Here is a 20,858-nt window from a genome sequence, read left to right as displayed (position 1 = left end):
AAAGACCACCATGTCACTCAAGCTTTACGAACTCGTCGGCATTGATCCCTCGCGCCCGTTCAGCCCGTTTTGCTGGCGCACGCGGATGGCGCTGGCGCATAAAGGCCTGTCCGCGCAATCGCTGCCCTGGCGCTTCACCGAGAAGAGCGCGATCGCGCCGCACGGCTCGGAGAAGGTCCCGGTGCTGCTGCATGACGAAGAGCCGATCGTCGATTCCTGGACGATCGCGGATTATCTCGAGGACAATTTCCCGGACCGTCCGTCGCTCTTCGGCGGCGAGGGCGGCCGCGCCCTGGCGCGCATGATCAACGCCTTCGGCGACATCGCGATCGTCGGCGGCATCTTCCCGCTGATCGTTGCCGACATCCCGAACAATCTCGCCGAGGTCGATGCCGCCTATTTTCGCCAGTCGCGCGAGGCGCGCTTCGGCGGCAGGAGCCTGGAACAGGTCATGGCGAGCCGCGACACCGGCGTGGTCGCGTTCCGCAAATCGCTGGAGGTGATGCGGCAGACCGTCAAGAAGCAGCCTTTCATCGGCGGTGCTGCGCCGAACTATGCCGACTACATCGTGTTCGGCGGCTTTCAATGGGCGCGCGTGGTCAGCCCGTTCAAGCTGCTCGAGCCGGATGATCCGGTTTATGCCTGGCGCGAGAAACTGCTCGACGCGTTCGACGGCATGGCGCGGAAATCGCCGGGGCATGCAGTCTAGTTTCGTAGCCCGGATGAGCGCAGCGAAATCCGGGGCCTCCGCCTACGGAACGCTTCCCGGATTACGCTCGCGCTCCATCCGGGCTCCGGGCTTCTTCCGCCGCTTTCCTCAAACATTCCCGGCACAGGCAATCTTCTCCCTTGACCGGCATCGGCAGTTTCGCGGTTTCCTCCGTGCACCAGCAGCTGCCCGAGAGGTCGCAGCCGAACTCGGTGCCGCAGCGCGCGCAGGTGAGGCGGCGCGGTTCCGGCGGCGGGGAGTCTTGCGGATTTGTCATGATTTACGTCGAAGCTTCGCCGTGATTTTCATGTCGGGTTCATCAGTCGCTGCGGTATATTAGACGTCGCGCGCGGACTCCGAAAGCGGCTCCCGGCACGCGAAGGACAAATTGATGGCCCGCGATTCGCAAGCCGCGCTCGTCGCGCTCAACCGCTTCGGCCTCGGCGCCCGCGGCGGGGCCTCGGGCGATCTCGTCAACGCCGCCTCCGATCCCAGAGGTTTCGTCAAGGCGGAGCTCGGTCGCCCGAACGGCGTGCTGCTGGAAGCGCCGGGCCTGCAGTCCACGCCGCAGCTCGGCCGGGCCGTATTCGCCTATCAGGATCAGGTCAAGCAGGCGCGCGACGCCGCGGCGAAGGCTGCCGCGCCGATCGAGGCTCAGCCGACCGGCGAACAGAAGCCGGTCTTGCGTCGCAATCTCTCGCTCAACGGGGCCGCGACCGAGATCGCCGGCCAGATGGCAGAGGCGAAACCGGCCGACAATGCGGCAAAGCCGGAGACGATGCAGCCCAACGCGGCCGCGCCGCCGGCCGCAAAGCCCGCGCCACAGCCGCTCAACGTGATTCAAAAGACCTTCCGCACCGAGGCGCTGGCGCGGTTGCAGCGCGCGACGCTGGTCGAATGCGGCTTCACCGAGCGCCTCGTCGTGTTCTGGTCCAACCATTTCTGCATTTCCGCGACCAAGGGCGAACTGGCGAGGATCTGGGCCGGCGCGTTCGAGCGCGAGGCGATCAGGCCGCATGTGCTCGGACGCTTTGCCGACATGCTGAAGGCGGTCGAGCAGCATCCGGCAATGCTGTTCTTCCTCGACAACCAGCAATCGCTCGGGCCGGATTCGCGCGCGGGCCAGAATCGCAAGCGCGGGCTCAACGAAAATCTCGCGCGCGAGATCATGGAGCTGCACACGCTTGGCGTCGGCGGTGGCTATTCGCAGGAGGACGTCACCGCGCTCGCACGCATCATCACCGGCTGGACCTTTGCCGGACGGCAGGGGCAGCTCGGCACGCCGGGCTCCTTCGTGTTCAACACCAATGCGCACCAGCCCGGCGCGCAGATGCTGCTCGGCAAGAGCTACGAGGCGACGGGCCTTGCGCAAGGCGAAACCGCGCTCGCCGACATCGCACGCCATCCGTCGACCGCGATTTTCATCGCCACCAAATTCGTCCGCCATTTCGTCGCCGACGAGCCGCCGCCGGCGCTGGTCGCGCGATTGAGCGACATCTTCGTCAAGACGGACGGTGACCTCAAGGCGCTTGCGACGGCACTGGTCGATTCCGACGAGGCCTGGAAGGCGCCGCTGACCAAGATGCGCAGTCCTTACGATTTCCTGGTCGCGAGCGGGCGGCTGCTCGCGCGCGTGCCGGAGGATCCCGGCCGCTATCTCAATGGTCTCAACCTGCTCGGCCAACCGTTATGGTCACCGTCGGGCCCCAACGGCTTCGCCGATACAAATGCCGCCTGGGCCGCACCCGAGGGCATGAAACTCAGGCTCGATATCGCCGCGCAGATCGGGGCGCGGCTCGGCACCAACATCGATCCGCTTGACCTCTTGGAATTCGCGGCGGCCGATGCGGCCTCCATCGAAACGCGGCGAGCCGTCGAGCGCGCGGAGTCGCGCCAGCAGGCCCTGGCGCTGCTGCTGATGTCGCCGGAAATGCAGCGGAGATGACGATGATCGACTGCGTCGAGAACCGCCTCATCACCTCGCGTCGTAGCCTTCTGCTCGGCGGCGCCTCGTTTGCAGCCTGGGCTTACTTGCCGAAATTCGCACGTGCCGCCGATGGCCGCGATCCCCGGCTGATCGTGGTGATCCTGCGCGGCGCGCTCGACGGTCTCTCGACCGTCGCGCCGATCGGCGATCCCGACTATGCCGGGCTGCACGGCGCGATCGCGCTCGCGGCGGATGGAGCGCATCCCGCGATCATGCTGGATTCCTTTTTTGCGCTGCATCCGGCAATGCCGGAATTTGCGCGCATGTATCGCGACAAGCATGCCGCGGTGATCCATGCGGTGGCGACGCCCTATCGCGACCGCTCGCATTTCGACGGTCAGGACGTGCTCGAAAGCGGCTATGCCGGGCCGGGCCGCGTGCAGTCCGGCTGGCTCAATCGCGCGCTCGAAGCGCTACCGCGCGGCGAGCGGGTATCGAGCGCTCTTGCGGTCGGGCCGACCACGCCGCTGGTGCTGCGCGGCAATGCGCCGACCGTCGGCTGGGCGCCGGTGGCGCTGCCGCAGGCGGACGACGATACCGCGATGCGCCTCGTCGATCTCTACCGTCATCGCGATCCCGCGCTGGCCATGGCCCTGTCGCAAGGCCTTCAGCTCGACAAGGCCGCGAGCGGCGACGACATGAAGCCGAAGCCCGGCAATGCGGTGGCGCAGATGCGCCAGGTCGCGCGCGGCGCGGCCAAGCTGATGGCGGCCGATGACGGTCCGCGCATCGCCGCGCTCGCCTTCGACGGCTGGGACACGCATGCCAACGAGGGCGGCCCGGTCGGTCGTCTCGCCTTCCTGCTCGGTGGGCTCGACGGCGCGCTCGCCGAATTCGAAAGCGGTTTGGGGGAGCGCTGGCGCGACACCGTCGTCGTCGTCGCCACCGAATTCGGCCGTACCGCGCGCATCAATGGCACCGACGGCACCGATCACGGCACCGGCACGATCGCGCTGCTCGCCGGCGGCGCCGTGAAAGGCGGCCGCGTCATCTCCGACTGGCCGGGTCTCAAGCTCGCCAATCTCTACGAAGGGCGCGACCTCAAGCCCACCGCCGATCTGCGTTCCGTGATCAAGGGCGTGCTGCAAGGACAGTTCGGCCTGTCCGACCGCGTGTTGGCGGAGACGGTGTTTCCGGACAGCGCGGGAGCACGGCCGATGCAGGGGCTGGTTGCCTAGCCGTCATTCCGGGGCGCGCGCAGCGCGAACCTGGAATCCATCCCTCCACATGTTCTGTTGCCAAATGGATTCCGGGCGCGCGCCTTGCGGCGCGTCCCGGAATGACGACATGATGAGCCGCATCAGGAGAAACCACCCATGTACATCGCCATGAACCGCTTCCGCGTCGCCAAGGGCTCCGAGTCCGACTTCGAGCAGATATGGCTCACGCGCGACACGCATCTGGACAAGGTGCCGGGCTTCGTCGAATTCCATCTGCTGCGCGGGCCCGAACTCGAGGACCACACGCTCTATGCCTCGCACACGATCTGGGCGAACCACGCTGTATTCGAGGCGTGGACCAAGTCAGAGGCGTTTCGCGCGGCGCATGCGCGGGCGGGTGACACCAAGCCGACCTATCTCGGCCATCCCCAGTTTGAGGGCTTCGAGGTGATACAGACGGTGGGCGGCGCGAAGTAACGCGTGGCTCCGTAAGATCAGCCCAGGGTGATCTTGTCAATCTCCGCCATCTCCTCGGCGCTAAGCTTCCAGGCGATGGCCTTGACGTTCTGCTCGATCTGCTCGACGCGGGTGGCGCCGGCGATCACGCTCGACACCTGCGGGCGGGCGGCGAGCCAGGAGAAGGCGAGCTCGAGCATGCTGTGCCCGCGGGCCTTGGCGAAGGCCTGGAGCTTCTCGACGATGTCCTCGTTGCGCGGCGTGACGTAGCGGTCGCGCAGCCGTTCTACCTTGCCGAAGCGGGTATCGCCGGGCGCGGCCTCGCCCTTGCGGTACTTGCCGGTCAGAAGTCCGCTCGCGAGCGGGAAGAACGGCAACAGGCCGAGCTTGTATTCCGTTGCCGCCGGCAGCAGGTCCTTCTCGATGTCGCGCACGACGAGCGAGTATTCGTCCTGGCAGGAGACGAAGCGGCTGACATTCATTGCGCGCGCGACGTACTCGGCTTCAGCGACGCGCCAGGCCGGAAAGTTCGAATTACCGATGTAGCGCACCTTGCCCTGGCGGACGAGATCGTCGAGCGCACGCAGGCTCTCCTCGATCGGCGTCAGCGGGTCATAGTCGTGCTGCTGGTAGAGATCGATGTAATCAGTCTTGAGCCGCTTCAGGCTCGCTTCCACGGCGTCCATGATATAGCGGCGCGAGGCGCCCTGCCTGGTGCCGTCCTCGGCCATCGGCTTGGAATATTTCGTCGCCAGCACGATGTCCTTGCGGCGATCGCCCAGCACGGCGCCGAGCACGGTCTCCGAGCCGCCCATGTTCGAATAGATGTCGGCGGTGTCGAACAGCGTGATGCCGAGATCGAGCGCGCGATGAATCACCTTGCGCGAGGTCTCCAGATCCGTGCGCTGGCCGAAATTGTTGCAGCCGAGCCCGACCGCGGACACACGAAGGCCGGAGGCGCCGAGATTTCGAATTTCCATGGTGGATCCTGTCAGAGAGAGCAGCCACCCATTGTGACCATCGTGCGCCGCAGCAGCAAGGCGCGCGCCGCGCTGCTGCCATGCCGACAGGGCGGACAAAAAAATGCGGCCCCTGTCAGACGCGGCGACTGACGGGGACCGCTTGGGGCGCTTGATCGGTGACGGGGGCTTGATCAGACGCAGGTGCAGCGTAGTCCCGCTATGTTACGCGCGGGTGACAGGCGGAGTTATCCACAGGGTGCGCGCTGGCGTCAGAACAGCTTGCGATAGACGATGAAGCCGGAACGCTCCGCGACCTTGTCGTACAGTCGCTGCGCCGTGACATTGGTCTCGTGCGTCTGCCAGTAGACGCGCGGCGATCCCGCCAGTTTCGCCCGCTCATACACGCCGTGGATCAACGCCGCGCCGACGCCCTTGCCGCGCGCCCCCTCGGAGGCGAACAGGTCCTGCAGATAGCACGACGGCTCGATCGCCGTGGTGCTGCGATGAAACAGGTAGTTCGTCATGCCGAGCAGCTTGCCGTCGCTCTCGGCGACCAACCCATGGACCGGCTCGTAAGCATCGAAGAAACGCTGCCACGTCGCCGCGGTGATCTCGCCCGCCAGCGCGGTCGGGCCGGAGCGGCCGTAGAAGGCGTTGTAGCCGTCCCACAGCGGCAGCCATTGATCATAGTCCTGCCTGGTGACGGCGCGAATGGTGAGCGACATGTGGATTTCCTGCGAACGATGGGACGTCCTTCATACGTGAAGACGGGCGTGCCGATCAATCGCGGGTCGCATCACTCCGCGACGCGCAGATACCGGATCAGCCTGCGGCCGGCGGGATCTCGCAGCGAGCGGTAATAGTCGGCGCGTGAAGGCGAGTCGGTGTGGCGTACGAGGTCGGTCACCGGTGTGTAGCTGAGCATGCGCCCGCCGTCGGGCAGTGCCGTGCAGACGAATCGCAGCACCTCGCCGGTGCGCAGTGCGATGTTGATCGGCGTGGCATCGCCGATCCGCACCATCTCCATGCGCTGTGCGATGAAGGTGCCGAGCTCGTCCGCGGGCAGCTCGAACGCGCCGGTGTCGCGGCCGTGATACATCAGCGCGACGAAGGGCGGCTTGCCGTCGGCGATCTCGTCCGGCACCGCGAAATAATCGCGGAATGCGCGGTTGATGAACTCGGCCCGCGTTTCGGCATCGAGCAGTACGATGCCGATATCGACCTGGTCGAGCGCGGCTGACAACCGCGCCGCGGTGGCGTGGCTCCGGCGCTCGGTCGCGAACGTGCCGAGCAGCCGCGCGCGCATCACGCCGGTGATCCCGGCGGTGGCGGCAGCCGCGATCGCCACGAGGCCGAGCGGGACAAGATCGGCGGTGGAAACGCCGTGGCGGCCGAGGAGGAGCAGCGCCGCGCCGACCACAGCGATGGCCGCACTGGTGACGGCGGAGGCGAGACCCGACAACGCGCCGGCGAACGCCACGATGCCGACGAGCAGCGGTGCGGGCGAGACTGCGGGAATAAAGCGATCGAACACCATCGCCAGCAGCAGGGTTGCTGCCGTCAGCACTGGACCGGAGATCGCACGCCATCGGAATCGCATCGACCAGTCTCGCTCCTCCCCGAACGAGCTAAGGCGGCAACACTGGCTGAACGTTCCGCCAATGCGATGCGTTTTCGCGCGATGTGCTTAAGCCGGGCTTGCGCACAAGCGTAAGGCTTTCAGAGGATTTTAGACCAGATGCGCGTGCTTGAGGGGCTGCTGCAGCGCGGGCGCATTCAGCGTCGACGTCCCCGGACCCTTGCGGGTGCCGACGACGATCAGGAGCGATGCCGCGACCAGAATGGCCGCAGTCAGCGCGATTGCAACGACTACCACAGGTGACTTCATCGACGTCCCGTTACGATGCCGTTCGGCGCGGGTCGCTCGGCGCTTTGAAGGCTCAACCAGGATGAAACGGAAATCAGACCGGCAGGCCCATCGCCATGGTCGCCTTGGTCGAGAGCACCGTCAGGGTGACGATCAGGCACAGCGAGAGCGCGGCGACGGCTAGCGACGCCGCGACGGCATGAGTTAACCGGGAGGATGCGACGGGTGCGGGTTGGCCCTGAAAGCCTGCCGTGCCGGACGCCCGTATCATGGTCTAAATCCTTCAACGCGCGAGCGAATCACCCGCGACCGTCTGGAATTTCCCAGTTTCAACCGGCAATATTGCGGCGGCTAGCGCCCCGAAAATGGCGGGATTGCGGCAAATGTTACCTTTGTACCCGCTATTCGCAGGAGCGCGTGGCCTACTCAGGCGCCGGCGGCAATGCTGGCGCGGTCGTCGACGTCGGCCGGCCGCCAGTCCATCGACACGAAGCCTGGCGCAGCCTCCACCCGCTTCAGCCAGTCCCGGATCGCCGGGAAGGTCGAAAGATCGAAGTCGCAGCGGTCGGCGAGGTGGGTGTAGCCGTACAGCGCGATGTCGGCGACGGTCAGTTGGCGCGCGGCGAAATAGGCGTTGGTCTTGAGGTGGTTCTCCATCACCTGGAGCGCCCCATAGCCGCGCTCCATCCAGTCCTCCAGCGAATGGGTCTGGAGGTCGCGGCCGCCCTTGACCAGCGACAGCCAGAAATAGGCTGCGCCGATATTCGGCTCGAGTGCGTGCTGCTCGAAGAACATCCATTGCAGCGCCTCGGCGCGGTCGATGCGGTTCTCCGGTGCGAGCGGCGTACCGACGGCGACGTACCAGAGGATGGCGTTGGACTCGGCGAGAAAGCGGTCGTCGCCGACCTCGAGCAGCGGCACCTGTCCCGACGGGTTCTTGGTCAGAAAGTCAGGCGTGCGGCTCTCGCCGCGCAGAATGTCCACCTCGATCGCTTCGTAAGGCAGGTTCAGCAGCGCCAGCGCAAGGCGGACCTTGTAGCTGTTGCCCGAGCGTTGCATCGAATAGAGCTTGTACATTCTGGGAATGATTCCGGAAGACGGGGAGGGGCGGCGCTTGTTGCCCCGCGACGCGGCTAAACAATGATGCCGATGCGAATCCGCCGCAAGGGCCGGCCAATAGAAAAACTCGAAAACCCTACCGCACTGCAATGCGGCGGAAGTTCATTTCCGTGCGGCCATGCAACGCAGTTCACGCTTGCGTCAACATGCGACGCATCGCTTCGCGTGATCGTGTGCGGTTGGACGATATGTGTCTGAACTCGCCATGGCCAGGATAAGCATTGGCATGACGGCGATCGATTTCAGGACGGCACGCAACGCGCAAAAATTGCTCCGAGGACAAGCCTTCCGAAATATGAGCGATTCCCGCGGCAAAGTTGCGGAAAATTGCCGGAAATGGCTGCTTGAACCGCCCCAGATGCGTAAGTTTTCCCGGGATCGGGCCGAAGTTTCTTGCGGTGCAGCGGCACACGTTTTAGGGTGTCTCATTCCCACAATCAGAGTCGTGAGGCCCAGGGCTTTTCGACGCTTGTCAGGAGATGACGATGTCCTTCCTTGCCGCTGCGCTCGACCGTGTGAAGCCGTCCGCGACCATCGCGGTCACGGATAAAGCACGTGCGCTGAAAGCGGCGGGCCGCAACGTCATCGGCCTGGGTGCCGGCGAGCCCGACTTCGACACGCCCGCCAACATCAAGCTGGCGGCAATCCACGCCATCGAAGCCGGCAAGACCAAGTACACCGCCGTCGACGGCATTCCCGAGCTGAAGGAAGCCATCATCGCGAAGTTTCAGCGCGAGAACGGCGTCACCTACAAGCCGAACCAGATCATCGTCGGCACCGGCGGCAAGCAGGTGCTCTACAACGCGCTGATGGCGACCATCAATCCGGGCGACGAGGTGATCATTCCCGCGCCGTATTGGGTCAGCTACCCCGAGATGGTAGCGCTCGCCGGCGGCGAGCCGGTGCCGGTGGTCTGCACCGCCGCGACCGGCTTCAAGCTCCAGGCCGAGGCGCTCGAACGCGCGATCACGCCGAAGACCAAATGGGTCATCCTGTGCTCGCCGTCGAACCCGACGGGAGCGGCCTACACCAGGGCCGAGCTAAAGGCGCTCACCGACGTGCTGGTCAAGCATCCGCATGTCTGGGTGATGACCGACGACATGTACGAGCACCTCGTCTATGACGATTTCGTCTTCACCACCGTGGCGCAGGTCGAGCCGAAGCTCTACGACCGCACGCTCACCGTGAACGGCGTGTCGAAGGCCTATTGCATGACCGGCTGGCGCATCGGCTATGCCGGCGGCCCCGCGCATCTGATCAAGGCGATGGCGACGATCCAGTCGCAGTCGACCTCGAACCCGTCGTCGATCGCCCAGTGGGCCGCGGTGGAAGCGCTGAACGGTCCGCAGGACTTCATCCCCGCCAACAACAAGGTGTTCAAGGAGCGCCGCGACCTCGTCGTCTCCATGCTCAACCAGGCCAAGGGCATCGAGTGCCCGCGTCCCGAAGGCGCCTTCTACGTCTATCCGTCCTGCGCGGGCACGATCGGCAAGACCGCGCCGTCGGGCAAGGTGATCGACAATGACGAGACCTTCGTCACCGAACTGCTCGAGACCGAAGGCGTCGCAGTGGTGCAGGGTTCGGCCTTCGGCCTTGGACCTGCGTTCCGCATCTCCTACGCGACGAAGACCTCGGACCTCGAAGACGCCTGCAAGCGCATCCAGCGTTTTTGCGGTAATTTGCGGTAGGCGTGCAGCAACGACGGGACGTGAAAGGGCTCGCGCGACGCGGGCCCTTTTTCTTTCACGCTTGCGCGATCTGGCGCCACCCGAACGGTTGTGGCATAGACCATCGCGCGGCGTCTGCCGCGCCCTCCATGCCCATCATTGCCGGAGATATGTCATGCGCCGTTCGTTCATCTTCGCCGGGCTCGCCGCCGCGAGTCTCGTTGCCTCCAGCGTGGGCGGCAATGCGCAGCAGCGGATGGCGCGGGTCGGCGTGCTCGAATGCCGCGGCGGCGCCAGCGTCGGCTTCATCGTGGGATCGGTGACCCATCTCGGCTGCGTGCTGCGTGCCGACGGCCTGCCCGACGATCGTTACGTCGCGACGATCCGCAAGGTCGGTCTCGACATCGGCATCACCCAGGAGACGGCTTTGGCATGGGGCGTGTTCGCACCCGTCGACCGGCTCGGCCCCGGCGACCTCGCCGGCAATTATGCGGGTGCGCAGGGCAGCGCCTCGCTCGGCGTCGGCGGTGGCGGCAACGTGCTGGTCGGCGGCTCCAACAATTCGATCTCGCTCCAGCCGCTCAGCCTGCAGGGCCAGGTCGGCATCAACGTCGCCGCCGGTCTGGAGAGCCTGGAACTTCGCCCGGGCCGTTGAGGATTTGCGAGCTCGGCTCTTTCCATCTCTCCCGGGAGGAGAGGTGGAACGCCATGCGATCGCGGCATTATAAGACTTGATCCAATTGACGACGCACCGCAGCGATTTTTGACGCTTGCCAAATCTCGGGGACGGGCAGAGCATCTGCGCTTGCCGACCCAATCATGGGCCGAGCTCCACACCAAGGAGGCGGCGAATGGGACAAGACGTCAGAAGTCCCCGAGGTCCACGGTGCATTGCGCTGGTGGGCCCTTTCCAAAGCGGTAAAACCACACTTCTCGAAGCAATACTGGCGCGAACGGGCGCAATCCCGCGCGCCGGCAGCGTCGATGCCGGAACCTCTGTTGGCGACGCCACGCCCGAGGCCCGTCATCACAAGATGAGCGTCGGCCTGACTGCCGCCACCACGAGTTTCATGGGCGACAGCTACACCTTCCTCGATTGTCCCGGTTCCGTCGAGTTTGCCCACGATATGCGCGCCGCGCTGCCCGCGGTCGATGCCGCGATCGTGGTCTGCGAGGCCGACGAGAAGAAGCTGCCGCAGCTTCAAATCATCCTGCGCGAGCTGGAGGAGATGAAGATCCCGCGCTTCCTGTTCCTCAACAAGATCGACCGCGCCAACAAGCGCATCCGCGAGACGCTCGCAACGCTCCAGCCCGCCTCGCGCGTGCCGCTGGTGCTGCGCCAGATCCCGATCTGGAAGGACGAGCTGATCGAGGGCTTCGTGGATCTCGCGCTGGAACGCGCCTTCGTCTATCGCGAGCACAAGGCCTCCGAGGTGGTCGCGCTCGAAGGCGGCGATCTCGATCGCGAGAAGGAAGCCCGCTTCTCGATGCTGGAGAAGCTCGCCGATCACGACGACGCGCTGATGGAGCAGCTGCTCGAAGACATCCAGCCGCCGCGTGATGCCGTGTTCGACGATCTCGCCCGTGAATTGCGCGAGGGGCTGATCTGCCCCGTGCTGCTGGGCGCTGCCGCGCGCGAGAACGGGGTCCTGCGCCTGATGAAGGCGCTGCGCCACGAGGCGCCGGGAATAGCGGAGACCGCAAAGCGTCTCGGCGTTGCCGAGACCAGGGATGCGCTCGGCTTCGTGTTCAAGACGCTGCATTCGCAGCATGGCGGCAAGCTGTCATTGACGCGGCTGCTCGCCGGTCATCTCGACGACGGCGCCACGCTGCAATCCGCTTCCGGAGGGGCGGGCCGCATCTCCGGCATCCTCGCCGTCAACGGCGCCTACGACACCAAGCGTGCCGCGGCCGAAGCCGGCGACACGGTGGCGCTGGCCAAGCTCGATCCGATCAAGACAGGCGACACGGTCTCGAGCGGCAAGACCCCGCCGGCGGCGCTCGCGGTCGCGGAGCCGACGCCGCCGGTGCTCGCGATCTCGGTCGCGGCCACCGATCGCAAGGACGACGTCAAGCTCGGCCAGGCGCTGACGCGGCTGCACGAGGAGGATCCCTCGCTCGTCATCGTGATGAACGCCCAGACCCACGACACCGTGCTGTGGGGGCAGGGCGAAATGCATCTGCGTGTCGCCGGCGAGCGGCTGCGCGACCGCTTCGGCGTCAAGATCACCTCGCATCCACCCGCCATCGGCTATCAGGAGACCATCCGCAAGCAGATCGTCCAGCGCGGCCGACACAAGAAGCAGTCCGGCGGCCACGGCCAGTTCGGCGACGTCGTGCTCGACATCAGGCCGTTGCCGCGCGGCGAGGGCTTCAAGTTCGCCGAGAGGGTCGTTGGTGGCGCCGTGCCGCGCAACTACATCGGCGCGGTCGAGGAAGGCGTCGTCGACGGATTGACGCGAGGTCCGCTCGGTTTCCCAGTCACCGATTTGCAGGTGACGCTGACCGACGGCTCCTATCACAGCGTCGATTCCTCCGACCTCGCCTTCCGCACGGCGGCGCGGATCGGACTGAACGAAGGCCTGCCGCAGTGCCAGTCGGTGCTGCTGGAGCCGATCCACGTGGTCGAGATCGTCTGTCCAACCGAGGCCACCGCCAAGATCAACGCGATCCTGTCGGCGCGGCGCGGCCAGATCCTCGGCTTCGACACGCGTGACGGCTGGGGCGGCTGGGACTGCGTCCGCGCCATGATGCCGGAAGCCGAGATCGGCGAGCTGATCGTGGAGCTGCGCTCGGCCACCGCCGGCGCCGGCAGCTTCACCCGCACGTTCGATCACATGGCCGAAGTCACCGGCCGCGCCGCCGACCAGATCATCGCCGCGCATCAGCACGCGGCGTGAGTTCGTAAGTGAGGCACAACTCTCTGCCTCCCTCTCCCCGTTCTTCACGGAGAGAGGGAGCGGTGAGGCGACGTGTCCGGACGACTAGTGAAAGTTGACCTCACGCAGCTTCCTCCCCACCGTCACTGCGAGGAGCGAAGCGACGAAGCAATCCAGACTGTTTCCGCAGAGGCAGTCTGGATTGCTTCGCTGCGCTCGCAATGACGGAGGAGGACGATTGCGCTTGGTTCAAGATGATGTATTATACATCATTGTACATGTTCCAGATATCACTTATAACCGTTGATACGTGAGGCCACGGTGATTACGTCGTTCCAGATGCGGGCGGCCCGCGCGCTGCTGGGCATTGACCAGAGAACCTTGGCCGAACTTGCCGGCGTTTCGCTGCCGACCATCCAGCGGATGGAGGCCTCGACCGGCAATGTGCGCGGCGTGGTCGAGACCCTGATCAAGGTGGTCGATGCGTTCGAGCGGGCCGGCGTCGAGTTGATCGGCGAACAGGCTCGCAGCGAAAGCGGCGGCCGCGGCGTTCGGCTGAAAGAGCCGGGGCCACCGCGTCGGGTGGGAGCGTGATCCCGCGATGATCATGCTTCGGAGCAGGTTGAAATAACGCACCGTCGCGCCGAAGCACGCGGCCGCACGATGTATCGGAGCATTGTGGACATGAGCATCACGGGCGAACACGCAGGCAAGCTGCACCAGCTTCGTCAACCGAGCTTTACCGAGCTTTATCTGCCCAAGCTCGTCACCGTCTGGCGTGAAGGCTACGACGTCGCAGACTTCCGCGCCGACGTCTTCGCGGGCCTGACGGTTGCGATCGTGGCGTTGCCGCTGTCGATGGCAATCGCGATCGCCTCGGGCGTGACGCCGGACCGCGGCCTCTACACCGCCGTTGTCGGCGGCTTCATCGCTTCGCTGCTCGGCGGCAGCCGGTTCCAGATCGGCGGACCCGCCGGCGCGTTCATCGTTCTGGTCGCAGCGACCGCGGAGCGCCACGGCGCCGACGGCGTCATTCTCGCAACCCTGATGGCGGGCCTGTTCCTGATCGCCGCGGGCCTGCTGCGCATCGGCACCTACATCAAGTTCATTCCCTATCCGGTGACGGTCGGCTTCACCGCCGGCATCGCCGTGATCATCTTCGCTAGCCAGCTCCGTGATCTCGGCGGGATCACGCTCGCGGGGAAAGAGCCCAGCGAGTTCGTTCCAAAGCTGGTCGCGCTCGCCAGCGGCCTCAACACCATCAATCCATCCGCCGTCGCGATCGCCATCGTCAGCATCGCCATCATCGCGGCCCTGCGGATCTGGCGGCCGTCCTGGCCCGGCATCCTGATCGCGGTCGTGCTCGCCGCCGTTGCCTGTGCCGTGCTGTCGCTGCCGGTGGAAACCATCGGCTCGCGCTTCGGCGGCATTCCGCGCGAATTGCCTTCGCCGGCGCTGCCGGCCTTCTCGGTTGCGAAGGCGACCGCCGTGCTGCCGGATGCGATCTCGTTCGCGCTGCTGGCCGCGATCGAATCGCTGTTGTCGGCGGTGGTGGCCGACGGCATGACCGGGCGCCGTCATCGCTCCAATTGCGAGCTGGTGGCGCAAGGCGCCGCCAATATCGGCTCGGCGCTGTTCGGCGGCATCTGCGTCACCGGCCTGATCGCGCGCACTGCCACCAACATCCGCGCCGGCGCGCGCGGGCCGCTGGCAGGAATGCTGCACTCCGTGTTCCTGCTGCTGTTCATGCTGATCGCGGCGCCGCTCGCAAGCTACATTCCGCTGGCCGCGCTCGCCTCGGTGCTGGTCGTGGTAGCCTGGACCATGGCGGAGAAGCACGAATTCGCCACGCTCGTACGCTCGTCATGGGGCGATGCCGTCGTGCTGCTCGCGACCTTCCTGCTGACGATCTTCCGCGATCTGACCGAAGGCATCCTGGTCGGCTTCGCGCTCGGCGCGGTGTTGTTCATCCATCGCATGGCGGAGATGACGGGCATCGAGGAACGCTCGCCACTGGTCGCCGGCGATCGTCCCGACGACGGCAACGGCGATCGCGTTCGCTACGATCCCGCGCTTGCGGTCGATCGCGACGTGCTGGTCTACCGCATCACCGGCGCGTTCTTCTTCGGTGCGGCCTCCGCGATCGGAGGCGTGCTCGACGAGGTCGCCGACAAGCGCAAGGCCTTCGTGGTCGATTTCGCCGCGGTGCCGTTCCTGGATTCGACGGCCGCCAACGTGCTCGGCCGCGTCGCCGCCAAGGCCCACCGGCAGGGCATCCGGCTGTTCATCACGGGGGCCTCGCCCACGGTTCGCCGCGCGCTGCTCACCCATGGCGTGACGCCGCCGCGGGCGCGCTATCGCCAGAGCCTCGAACGGGCCATTGCCGACATCAAGGGCGGCGCGGGCGAGGAGACTGCCGCGAGCTGACGGGCGCGCTTGACAGAGCGGGCGCGACGCGAAATGGATCGCCTCGGATACGACCCCGAGGAAACGATGACCGTGCTCAAAGCTCCTGCAGCCTGTCTGATCGGATGGCCGGCCGCGCATTCGCGCTCGCCGCTGATCCATCATTACTGGCTGCGCACGTTGGGCATCGAGGGCGGCTACGTCATCGAGGCGGTGCCGCCCGAGGATCTCAGGGATTTCGTGCTGCGGCTGTCGCTGCGCGGCTTCGTCGGGGCCAACGTCACCATCCCGCACAAGGAAGGCGTGCTGGCGCTGTCGGCGCCCGACGCGCGCGCCAAGGCCGTCGGCGCGGCGAACACGCTGTGGTTTGCCGATGGCGAGCTGCGCTCGACCAACACCGATGTCGAAGGCTTCATCGGCAATCTCGACGCCAGCGCGCCCGGCTGGGATGTCGCTGAGGAGGCGCTGGTGCTCGGCGCCGGCGGCTCCTCGCGGGCGGTCGTGTTCGGCTTGCTCGAGCGCGGGATCAAGCGCATCCATCTCGCCAATCGCACCATCGCGCGGGCCGAGACGCTGGCAGGACAGTTCGGGCCGAACGTGCATCCCGTGACGTGGGAGGGGATCGACGACGTGCTGCCGCGCGCAAAACTTCTCGTGAATACGACCTCGCTCGGCATGCACGGTCAGCCCTCACTCGATGTCGATGTCGCGCGCCTGCCGCAGGCGGCGGTGGTGGCCGACCTCGTCTATGTGCCGTTGGTGACGCCGCTGCTCGCCGCCGCAAATGCGCGTGGCCTGAACACCGCCGACGGGCTCGGCATGCTGCTGCATCAGGCGGTGCGCGGCTTCGAGCTTTGGTTCGGCCGGAGGCCGGAGGTCACCGCCGAGCTGCGCGCATTGGTCGAAGCCGATCTCACAAAGACTTGAGCGGGGCGCGGCGAATAGCGCACCATCTCCGGAGTTCTACCGTCGTGGGACAATCGGAGACCGTCATGTCTGTTCAACGTGCAACTTTCACACGTCCACTGATCGCCGTTGCGATGGTGGCCGTCTCGACCTACTGCGCCTTCGCCCAAAGGGCGCCGGTGCCGACGCGGGTGCGCGGCACCATCGAAGCCGTCAATGGCGACACCATGCAGGTCAAGTCGCGCAGCGGCGAGGACGTCAAGCTGCGCATCGCGCCTGACGTCAACGTGTCAGGCATTACCAAGATTTCACTCGCCGACATCAAGCCGGGTTCGTTCATCGGTGCGACCACGGTGCCGGGGCCGGACGGCGGCCAGAACGCCGTCGAGGTGCACGTCTTTCCGGAGAGCATGCGTGGCACCGGCGAGGGCTCGCGGCCCTGGGACCTCAAGCCGAATTCGAGCATGACCAATGCGACGGTGGCGGAAAGCGTCGTCGGCAATGACGGGCATACGCTGCTCGTCAAGTACAAGGACGGCGAGAAGAAAGTCTTCGTCGCCGACAACACGCCGGTGGTGACCTTCGTGCCGAGCGACAAATCCGAGTTGAAGCCGGGCGCCAAGGTCATCGCCTTCATGAAGCAATTGCCGGACGGCTCGTTCGAGACCAACCGCGTCAGCGTCGGTCGCGACGGCCTCGCGCCGCCGATGTGATCGCTGCGGCCTGGAATAGCTGGGGGTGGGTGGGGTTGCCATGTTTGACCGCCGCCACGCCCTGAAGGGAACAGTCATGCTGAAGTCGAACAATCGTGTGTCACGTCTTGTCGTGGCGGCATTCGCCGCGTGCGTTCTCGCGTCATCTGCCTTCGCGCAGCAGGCGCCAGCGGTCCGCATCCGCGGCACCATCGAGAGCGTTGACGGCAACACTCTGGCCATCAAGACCCGCGAGGGCACCGATGTGAAGGTGAGGATGACCGATAACGTCGCCGTCTTCGCTGTGGTGAAGACCTCACTGTCCGAGATCAAGGATGGCTCCTACATCGGCGTTACCGGCATGCCCGAGCCCGACGGCACCCAGAAGGCGATCGCGGTCCACATCTTCCCGGAGAACCAGCGCGGCGCCGCCGAGGGCTTCCGTCCCTGGGACGCGCGTGCCAATTCGACCATGACCAATGCCACCGTGGCGCAGACGGTGAAGGGCACCGACGGCCAGAACGTCACGGTCAAATACAAGGACGGCGAGAAAAAAGTGGTGGTGCCGCCGGACACGCCGATCGTCACCTTCATCGCCACCGACAAATCGGAAGTGAAGCCGGGCGCCAAGCTGATCATCTTCGGCGCGGCGAAAAAGGATGATGGAACGCTGGAAGCGAACCGCATCAATGTCGGCCGCGATGGAATTACGCCGCCGATGTGAGGCGGTTACGGCCGCCACATTCTCGCTGTCGTCCCGGACAAGCGAAGAACTCGTAGGGCGGGCAAAGTCGCTCTTGCGCCGTGCCCACCTTGCTTCTCAAGCGCTGCGAAAGGTGGTGGGCACGCTTCGCTTTGCCCACCCTACGGTCCTACGCAATGCCTCACATCGCGATGACGTGATCGTCGATCTCGTCGATCCGGTTGACGCCGCACAGGCCCATGGTGGTGAGCAGCTCCTTCTGGATGATGTCGATCGCCTTGGCGACGCCGGCCTGGCCGCCGGCGCCCAGGCCGTAGGCGTAGGCGCGGCCGAGCATGCAGGACTTTGCGCCGAGCGCGAGCGCGCGCATCACGTCCTGGCCGGAGCGGATGCCGCCGTCGAACATGATCTCCATCCTGTCACCGACCGCATCCGCGATCTCGGGCAGCACCTCGATCGAGGACGGCGCGCCGTCGAGCTGACGGCCGCCATGGTTGGAGACGACGAGGGCCTGCGCGCCGGTCTTGGCGGCTTCCTCGGCGTCCTCGACGTCCAGGATACCCTTGATGACGAGCTTGCCCGGCCAGATGCTGCGGACCCACTCGACGTCCTTCCAGTTCAGCGAGGTGTCGAACTGCGAGGCCGTCCACTCGGCGAGGCGATTGAGATCCTCGGTATTCTTCACGTGGCCGGCGATGTTGCCGAAGGTGCGGCGCTTGCCTTGCAGCACCCCGGAGACCCAGGCGGGCTTGCTGGCGAAATCCAGCAGTTTCGATAGCGACCACTCGGGGGGCACGGTCATGCCGTTCTTGATGTCGGCGTGGCGCTGGCCGATCACCTGGAGGTCCACGGTGAGCACCAGCGCGCTGCACTTGGCCGCCATCGCGCGCTGGATCAATTCCTTGATGAAGCCGCGGTCCTTCATGACGTAGAGCTGGAACCAGAACGGTTTCTCGACATTGGCGGCGATGTCCTCGATCGAGCAGATCGACATGGTCGATTGCGTGAACGGGATGCCGGCGGCTTGCGCGGCGCGGCAGGCGTGGATCTCGCCGTCGCCATGCTGCATGCCGAGCAGGCCGACGGGCGCCAGCATCAGCGGCATGGTCGAGGGTTCGCCGAGGATCGTGGTCGAGGTGTCGCGCCTGGAGACGTCGACCAGGATGCGCTGGCGGAACTTGATCGCCTGCATGTCCTCGCGGTTGGCCCGTAACGTCTCCTCGGCATAGGAGCCGCGGTCGCAATAGTCGAAGAACGCCTTCGGCACGCGGCGCTTATGCAGCGCGCGAAGATCGTCGATACAGGTGATATGCTTCATGATCGTTCCCCGGCCCGTCTTCTACCCAGAGTCTTGCATCGGAAGATTTCGGCGTCATCTAGCATGGTTGGCTGCACAGCCAAATCCGTTTGCAGACCGTTTTGCAGGAGGGCGTCATGACGAAGCCGCACGCTGGACCTTCGCCGGAAGAGATCAAGGAGAAGCATGATCTCGAAGAAGCCCTGGAAGAGGGCCTGGAAGAGACCTTTCCCGGCTCCGATCCCGTCAACGTCACCCAGCCGGCTCCGAGCCGCGGCGACGGCCATGTGAAGCGCAGCGGTTGAAGCGGGTTCCGCCCTGTTTTGGCGCCATGGGCGGGAAATATAATGTTAACAAGATCTTACCGGAGCGGCGGCACCCCCGGTTCCGTAATGATTCATCATATTTTTTGAAGCCAAGTTAGCCGCGCAAGGCTTATAAGATCCCAGCAAATCAGGGATGCGGGCCCCGTTCGGGCAGCCCGTGGTTGTAGAGGGGATCCCCTGGTTGTTGCTTGGGGGACGATATGAGCCGCAAATATTTCGGGACGGACGGGATTCGGGGCCGCGCCAACGGACTGATCACGCCGGAGCTCGCGCTCAAGGTCGGCCAGGCCGCAGGCCTTGCGTTTCAGCGCGGTGACCACCGCCACCGGGTCGTGATCGGCAAGGACACCCGTCTGTCCGGCTACATGATCGAATACGCCATGGTCGCCGGCTTCACCTCGGTCGGCATGGACGTGCTGCTGGTCGGGCCGATGCCGACGCCGGCGGTCGCGATGCTGACCAAGTCGATGCGCGCCGATCTCGGCGTGATGATCTCGGCCTCGCACAATCTGTTCGAGGACAACGGCATCAAGCTGTTCGGCCCGCAGGGCTTCAAGCTCTCCGACGACGTCGAGAAGCAGATCGAGCAACTGCTCGACGAGCCCATCGAGAAGAGGCTCGCACAAAGTGCGAGCTTGGGCCGCGCCCGCCGTATCGACGGCGTGCATGACCGCTACATCGAATTCGCCAAGCGTACCCTGCCGCGCGACCTCTCGCTCGATGGCCTGCGCGTCGTGATCGATTGCGCCAATGGTGCCGCCTACAAGGTGGTGCCGGAAGCGCTGTGGGAACTGGGTGCCGACGTGGTGCCGATCGGCGTCGAGCCCGACGGCTTCAACATCAACAAGGATTGCGGCTCGACCTCGCCGGAAGCACTGTCGCGGAAGGTGCGCGAGATGCGCGCCGACATCGGCATCGCGCTGGACGGCGACGCCGACCGCGTCATCCTGGTCGACGAGCGCGGCCATGTCGTCGACGGCGACCAGCTGCTGGCGGTGATCGCGCAGAGCTGGAAGGAAGACGGCCGCCTGTCGCGTCCCGGCATCGTCGCCACCGTGATGTCCAATCTCGGGCTCGAGCGCTTCCTGAAAGGGCAGGGGCTCGATCTGGTGCGCACGCCGGTCGGCGATCGCTACGTGCTCGAGCAGATGCTGAACGGCGGCTATAATCTCGGCGGCGAGCAGTCGGGCCACATCATCCTCTCCGACTACGCCACCACGGGCGACGGTTTTGTCGCTGCGCTGCAAGTGCTCGCGGTGGTGCAGAAGCTGCGCCGGCCCGTTTCCGAGGTCTGCCACCGCTTCGATCCGCTGCCGCAGATCCTCAAGAACGTCCGCCACAAGGGCGGCAAGCCGCTCGACGATTCCGACGTCAAATCGGCGATCTCCGACGGCGAGAAGCGCCTCAACGGCCACGGCCGCCTCTTGATCCGCTCCTCCGGCACCGAGCCGGTGATCCGCGTCATGGGCGAGGGCGAGGACCGCATCCTGGTCGAGGACGTCGTCGACACCATCGTCTCGGCGCTGGGCCAAGCCGCGGCGTAGCGGCAACCACAGTCCTGTAGGGTGGGCAAAGCGAAGCGTGCCCACGCTTATGTTGCCGTATCGAACAGGTCGTGGGCACGGCGCAAGTGCGCCTTTGCCCACCTACGAAACTGGACTCGCGGACACACGCATCCCAGCCATTTGCGATTGACGGTGGTTCCACCGCCGCCTGCATCGT

General features: G+C 65.6%; 22 protein-coding genes. 14 read left to right on the top strand and 8 right to left on the bottom strand.

The genetic code is table 11. From position 1 onward, the window contains the following. The first annotated feature begins 10 nt into the window (after window positions 1–10). On the top strand, window positions 11–709 hold the full coding sequence (locus C7G42_RS11320; RefSeq protein ID WP_106949081.1) for a glutathione S-transferase family protein: 699 nt from the start codon (window positions 11–13) through the stop codon (window positions 707–709). Window positions 710–770: 61 nt separating this feature from the next. On the opposite strand, the gene C7G42_RS35755 is transcribed toward C7G42_RS11320, so the two are convergent. Then, on the bottom strand, window positions 771–986 hold the full coding sequence (locus tag C7G42_RS35755; RefSeq protein WP_106949080.1) for a cysteine-rich CWC family protein: 216 nt from the start codon (window positions 984–986) through the stop codon (window positions 771–773). 114 nt (window positions 987–1,100) lie between these two features. Here C7G42_RS35755 and C7G42_RS11310 point away from each other — a divergent pair, with 114 nt between their 5' ends. From C7G42_RS11310 to hmuQ, 3 genes are all read left to right on the top strand, one after another. Further along, window positions 1,101–2,654, top strand: a complete 1,554-nt coding sequence (locus C7G42_RS11310) for a DUF1800 domain-containing protein (protein ID WP_106949079.1) — start codon at window positions 1,101–1,103, stop codon at window positions 2,652–2,654. A gap of 2 nt (window positions 2,655–2,656) precedes the next feature. Continuing rightward, entirely contained in the window at window positions 2,657–3,874 is a 1,218-nt protein-coding gene (locus C7G42_RS11305; protein ID WP_502694199.1) for a DUF1501 domain-containing protein, read from the top strand. A gap of 138 nt (window positions 3,875–4,012) precedes the next feature. Then, entirely contained in the window at window positions 4,013–4,333 is a 321-nt protein-coding gene (gene hmuQ, locus C7G42_RS11300) for a heme-degrading protein HmuQ (protein ID WP_106949077.1), read from the top strand. Window positions 4,334–4,350: 17 nt separating this feature from the next. On the opposite strand, the gene C7G42_RS11295 is transcribed toward hmuQ, so the two are convergent. From C7G42_RS11295 to C7G42_RS11275, 6 genes are all read right to left on the bottom strand, one after another. Further along, on the bottom strand, window positions 4,351–5,292 hold the full coding sequence (locus C7G42_RS11295) for an aldo/keto reductase (RefSeq protein WP_106949076.1): 942 nt from the start codon (window positions 5,290–5,292) through the stop codon (window positions 4,351–4,353). A 251-nt stretch (window positions 5,293–5,543) separates the two neighbouring features. Beyond that, entirely contained in the window at window positions 5,544–5,999 is a 456-nt protein-coding gene (locus C7G42_RS11290) for a GNAT family N-acetyltransferase (protein WP_106949075.1), read from the bottom strand. Window positions 6,000–6,070: 71 nt separating this feature from the next. Continuing rightward, a complete protein-coding gene (locus C7G42_RS11285; RefSeq protein WP_106949074.1) occupies window positions 6,071–6,874 on the bottom strand; it encodes a PAS-domain containing protein in 804 nt (267 codons plus the stop codon). Between the two features lie 129 nt (window positions 6,875–7,003). Beyond that, window positions 7,004–7,162, bottom strand: coding sequence for a hypothetical protein (locus tag C7G42_RS11280; RefSeq protein ID WP_106949073.1), 159 nt, complete (start codon window positions 7,160–7,162; stop codon window positions 7,004–7,006). 73 nt (window positions 7,163–7,235) lie between these two features. Continuing rightward, window positions 7,236–7,412, bottom strand: coding sequence for a hypothetical protein (locus tag C7G42_RS35255; protein ID WP_199580843.1), 177 nt, complete (start codon window positions 7,410–7,412; stop codon window positions 7,236–7,238). 155 nt (window positions 7,413–7,567) lie between these two features. Then, window positions 7,568–8,218 (bottom strand): glutathione S-transferase family protein, encoded by a 651-nt coding sequence (locus C7G42_RS11275; RefSeq protein ID WP_106949072.1) that lies wholly within the window; start codon window positions 8,216–8,218, stop codon window positions 7,568–7,570. Between the two features lie 527 nt (window positions 8,219–8,745). Here C7G42_RS11275 and C7G42_RS11265 point away from each other — a divergent pair. From C7G42_RS11265 to C7G42_RS11230, 8 genes are all read left to right on the top strand, one after another. Beyond that, window positions 8,746–9,948, top strand: coding sequence for a pyridoxal phosphate-dependent aminotransferase (locus C7G42_RS11265; RefSeq protein WP_106949683.1), 1,203 nt, complete (start codon window positions 8,746–8,748; stop codon window positions 9,946–9,948). Between the two features lie 154 nt (window positions 9,949–10,102). Continuing rightward, entirely contained in the window at window positions 10,103–10,582 is a 480-nt protein-coding gene (locus C7G42_RS11260; protein ID WP_106949071.1) for a DUF992 domain-containing protein, read from the top strand. Window positions 10,583–10,778: 196 nt separating this feature from the next. Further along, window positions 10,779–12,827 carry an elongation factor G gene (locus C7G42_RS11255; RefSeq protein WP_106949070.1) on the top strand — a complete coding sequence of 683 codons (2,049 nt, stop codon included), beginning with the start codon at window positions 10,779–10,781 and terminating at the stop codon, window positions 12,825–12,827. Window positions 12,828–13,127: 300 nt separating this feature from the next. Further along, entirely contained in the window at window positions 13,128–13,400 is a 273-nt protein-coding gene (locus tag C7G42_RS11250) for a helix-turn-helix domain-containing protein (RefSeq protein ID WP_106949069.1), read from the top strand. A 90-nt stretch (window positions 13,401–13,490) separates the two neighbouring features. Continuing rightward, the gene (locus tag C7G42_RS11245; RefSeq protein WP_106949068.1) at window positions 13,491–15,233 is read left to right on the top strand and encodes a SulP family inorganic anion transporter; all 1,743 of its coding nucleotides are present in this window, start codon (window positions 13,491–13,493) and stop codon (window positions 15,231–15,233) included. 66 nt (window positions 15,234–15,299) lie between these two features. Then, window positions 15,300–16,139, top strand: a complete 840-nt coding sequence (locus C7G42_RS11240) for a shikimate dehydrogenase (protein ID WP_106949682.1) — start codon at window positions 15,300–15,302, stop codon at window positions 16,137–16,139. Window positions 16,140–16,204: 65 nt separating this feature from the next. Further along, entirely contained in the window at window positions 16,205–16,831 is a 627-nt protein-coding gene (locus C7G42_RS11235) for a hypothetical protein (protein WP_199580842.1), read from the top strand. Window positions 16,832–16,907: 76 nt separating this feature from the next. Next, complete coding sequence (locus C7G42_RS11230) at window positions 16,908–17,534, top strand: single stranded DNA-binding domain-containing protein (RefSeq protein ID WP_199580907.1); 627 nt, start codon at window positions 16,908–16,910, stop codon at window positions 17,532–17,534. Window positions 17,535–17,694: 160 nt separating this feature from the next. Here the strand turns inward: C7G42_RS11230 and C7G42_RS11225 are convergent, their stop codons facing one another. Beyond that, the gene (locus C7G42_RS11225; RefSeq protein WP_106949065.1) at window positions 17,695–18,831 is read right to left on the bottom strand and encodes an alpha-hydroxy acid oxidase; all 1,137 of its coding nucleotides are present in this window, start codon (window positions 18,829–18,831) and stop codon (window positions 17,695–17,697) included. A gap of 116 nt (window positions 18,832–18,947) precedes the next feature. Between C7G42_RS11225 and C7G42_RS35250 the strand changes: the two genes are divergently transcribed. Further along, the gene (locus tag C7G42_RS35250) at window positions 18,948–19,115 is read left to right on the top strand and encodes a hypothetical protein (protein ID WP_199580841.1); all 168 of its coding nucleotides are present in this window, start codon (window positions 18,948–18,950) and stop codon (window positions 19,113–19,115) included. A 221-nt stretch (window positions 19,116–19,336) separates the two neighbouring features. Further along, complete coding sequence (gene glmM, locus C7G42_RS11215) at window positions 19,337–20,680, top strand: phosphoglucosamine mutase (RefSeq protein WP_106949063.1); 1,344 nt, start codon at window positions 19,337–19,339, stop codon at window positions 20,678–20,680. The last annotated feature ends 178 nt before the right edge of the window (window positions 20,681–20,858 follow it).

The sequence above is a fragment of the Bradyrhizobium sp. MOS003 genome, assembly GCF_003020125.1.
GTDB lineage: Bacteria > Pseudomonadota > Alphaproteobacteria > Rhizobiales > Xanthobacteraceae > Bradyrhizobium.
Note: the sequence above shows the minus strand (reverse complement) of the source record. Positions and strands in the feature narration are given on the sequence as shown.

Bases quoted from the DNA above. Each gene is read 5' to 3' on its own strand.
- C7G42_RS11320 (WP_106949081.1), top strand. From the start codon at position 11: ATGTCACTCAAGCTTTACGAACTCGTCGGCATTGATCCCTCGCGCCCG.
- C7G42_RS35755 (WP_106949080.1), bottom strand. From the start codon at position 986: ATGACAAATCCGCAAGACTCCCCGCCGCCGGAACCGCGCCGCCTCACC.
- C7G42_RS11310 (WP_106949079.1), top strand. From the start codon at position 1,101: ATGGCCCGCGATTCGCAAGCCGCGCTCGTCGCGCTCAACCGCTTCGGC.
- C7G42_RS11305 (WP_502694199.1), top strand. From the start codon at position 2,657: ATGATCGACTGCGTCGAGAACCGCCTCATCACCTCGCGTCGTAGCCTT.
- hmuQ (WP_106949077.1), top strand. From the start codon at position 4,013: ATGTACATCGCCATGAACCGCTTCCGCGTCGCCAAGGGCTCCGAGTCC.
- C7G42_RS11295 (WP_106949076.1), bottom strand. From the start codon at position 5,292: ATGGAAATTCGAAATCTCGGCGCCTCCGGCCTTCGTGTGTCCGCGGTC.
- C7G42_RS11290 (WP_106949075.1), bottom strand. From the start codon at position 5,999: ATGTCGCTCACCATTCGCGCCGTCACCAGGCAGGACTATGATCAATGG.
- C7G42_RS11285 (WP_106949074.1), bottom strand. From the start codon at position 6,874: ATGCGATTCCGATGGCGTGCGATCTCCGGTCCAGTGCTGACGGCAGCA.
- C7G42_RS11280 (WP_106949073.1), bottom strand. From the start codon at position 7,162: ATGAAGTCACCTGTGGTAGTCGTTGCAATCGCGCTGACTGCGGCCATT.
- C7G42_RS35255 (WP_199580843.1), bottom strand. From the start codon at position 7,412: ATGATACGGGCGTCCGGCACGGCAGGCTTTCAGGGCCAACCCGCACCC.
- C7G42_RS11275 (WP_106949072.1), bottom strand. From the start codon at position 8,218: ATGTACAAGCTCTATTCGATGCAACGCTCGGGCAACAGCTACAAGGTC.
- C7G42_RS11265 (WP_106949683.1), top strand. From the start codon at position 8,746: ATGTCCTTCCTTGCCGCTGCGCTCGACCGTGTGAAGCCGTCCGCGACC.
- C7G42_RS11260 (WP_106949071.1), top strand. From the start codon at position 10,103: ATGCGCCGTTCGTTCATCTTCGCCGGGCTCGCCGCCGCGAGTCTCGTT.
- C7G42_RS11255 (WP_106949070.1), top strand. From the start codon at position 10,779: ATGGGACAAGACGTCAGAAGTCCCCGAGGTCCACGGTGCATTGCGCTG.
- C7G42_RS11245 (WP_106949068.1), top strand. From the start codon at position 13,491: ATGAGCATCACGGGCGAACACGCAGGCAAGCTGCACCAGCTTCGTCAA.
- C7G42_RS11240 (WP_106949682.1), top strand. From the start codon at position 15,300: ATGACCGTGCTCAAAGCTCCTGCAGCCTGTCTGATCGGATGGCCGGCC.
- C7G42_RS11235 (WP_199580842.1), top strand. From the start codon at position 16,205: ATGTCTGTTCAACGTGCAACTTTCACACGTCCACTGATCGCCGTTGCG.
- C7G42_RS11230 (WP_199580907.1), top strand. From the start codon at position 16,908: ATGCTGAAGTCGAACAATCGTGTGTCACGTCTTGTCGTGGCGGCATTC.
- C7G42_RS11225 (WP_106949065.1), bottom strand. From the start codon at position 18,831: ATGAAGCATATCACCTGTATCGACGATCTTCGCGCGCTGCATAAGCGC.
- C7G42_RS35250 (WP_199580841.1), top strand. From the start codon at position 18,948: ATGACGAAGCCGCACGCTGGACCTTCGCCGGAAGAGATCAAGGAGAAG.
- glmM (WP_106949063.1), top strand. From the start codon at position 19,337: ATGAGCCGCAAATATTTCGGGACGGACGGGATTCGGGGCCGCGCCAAC.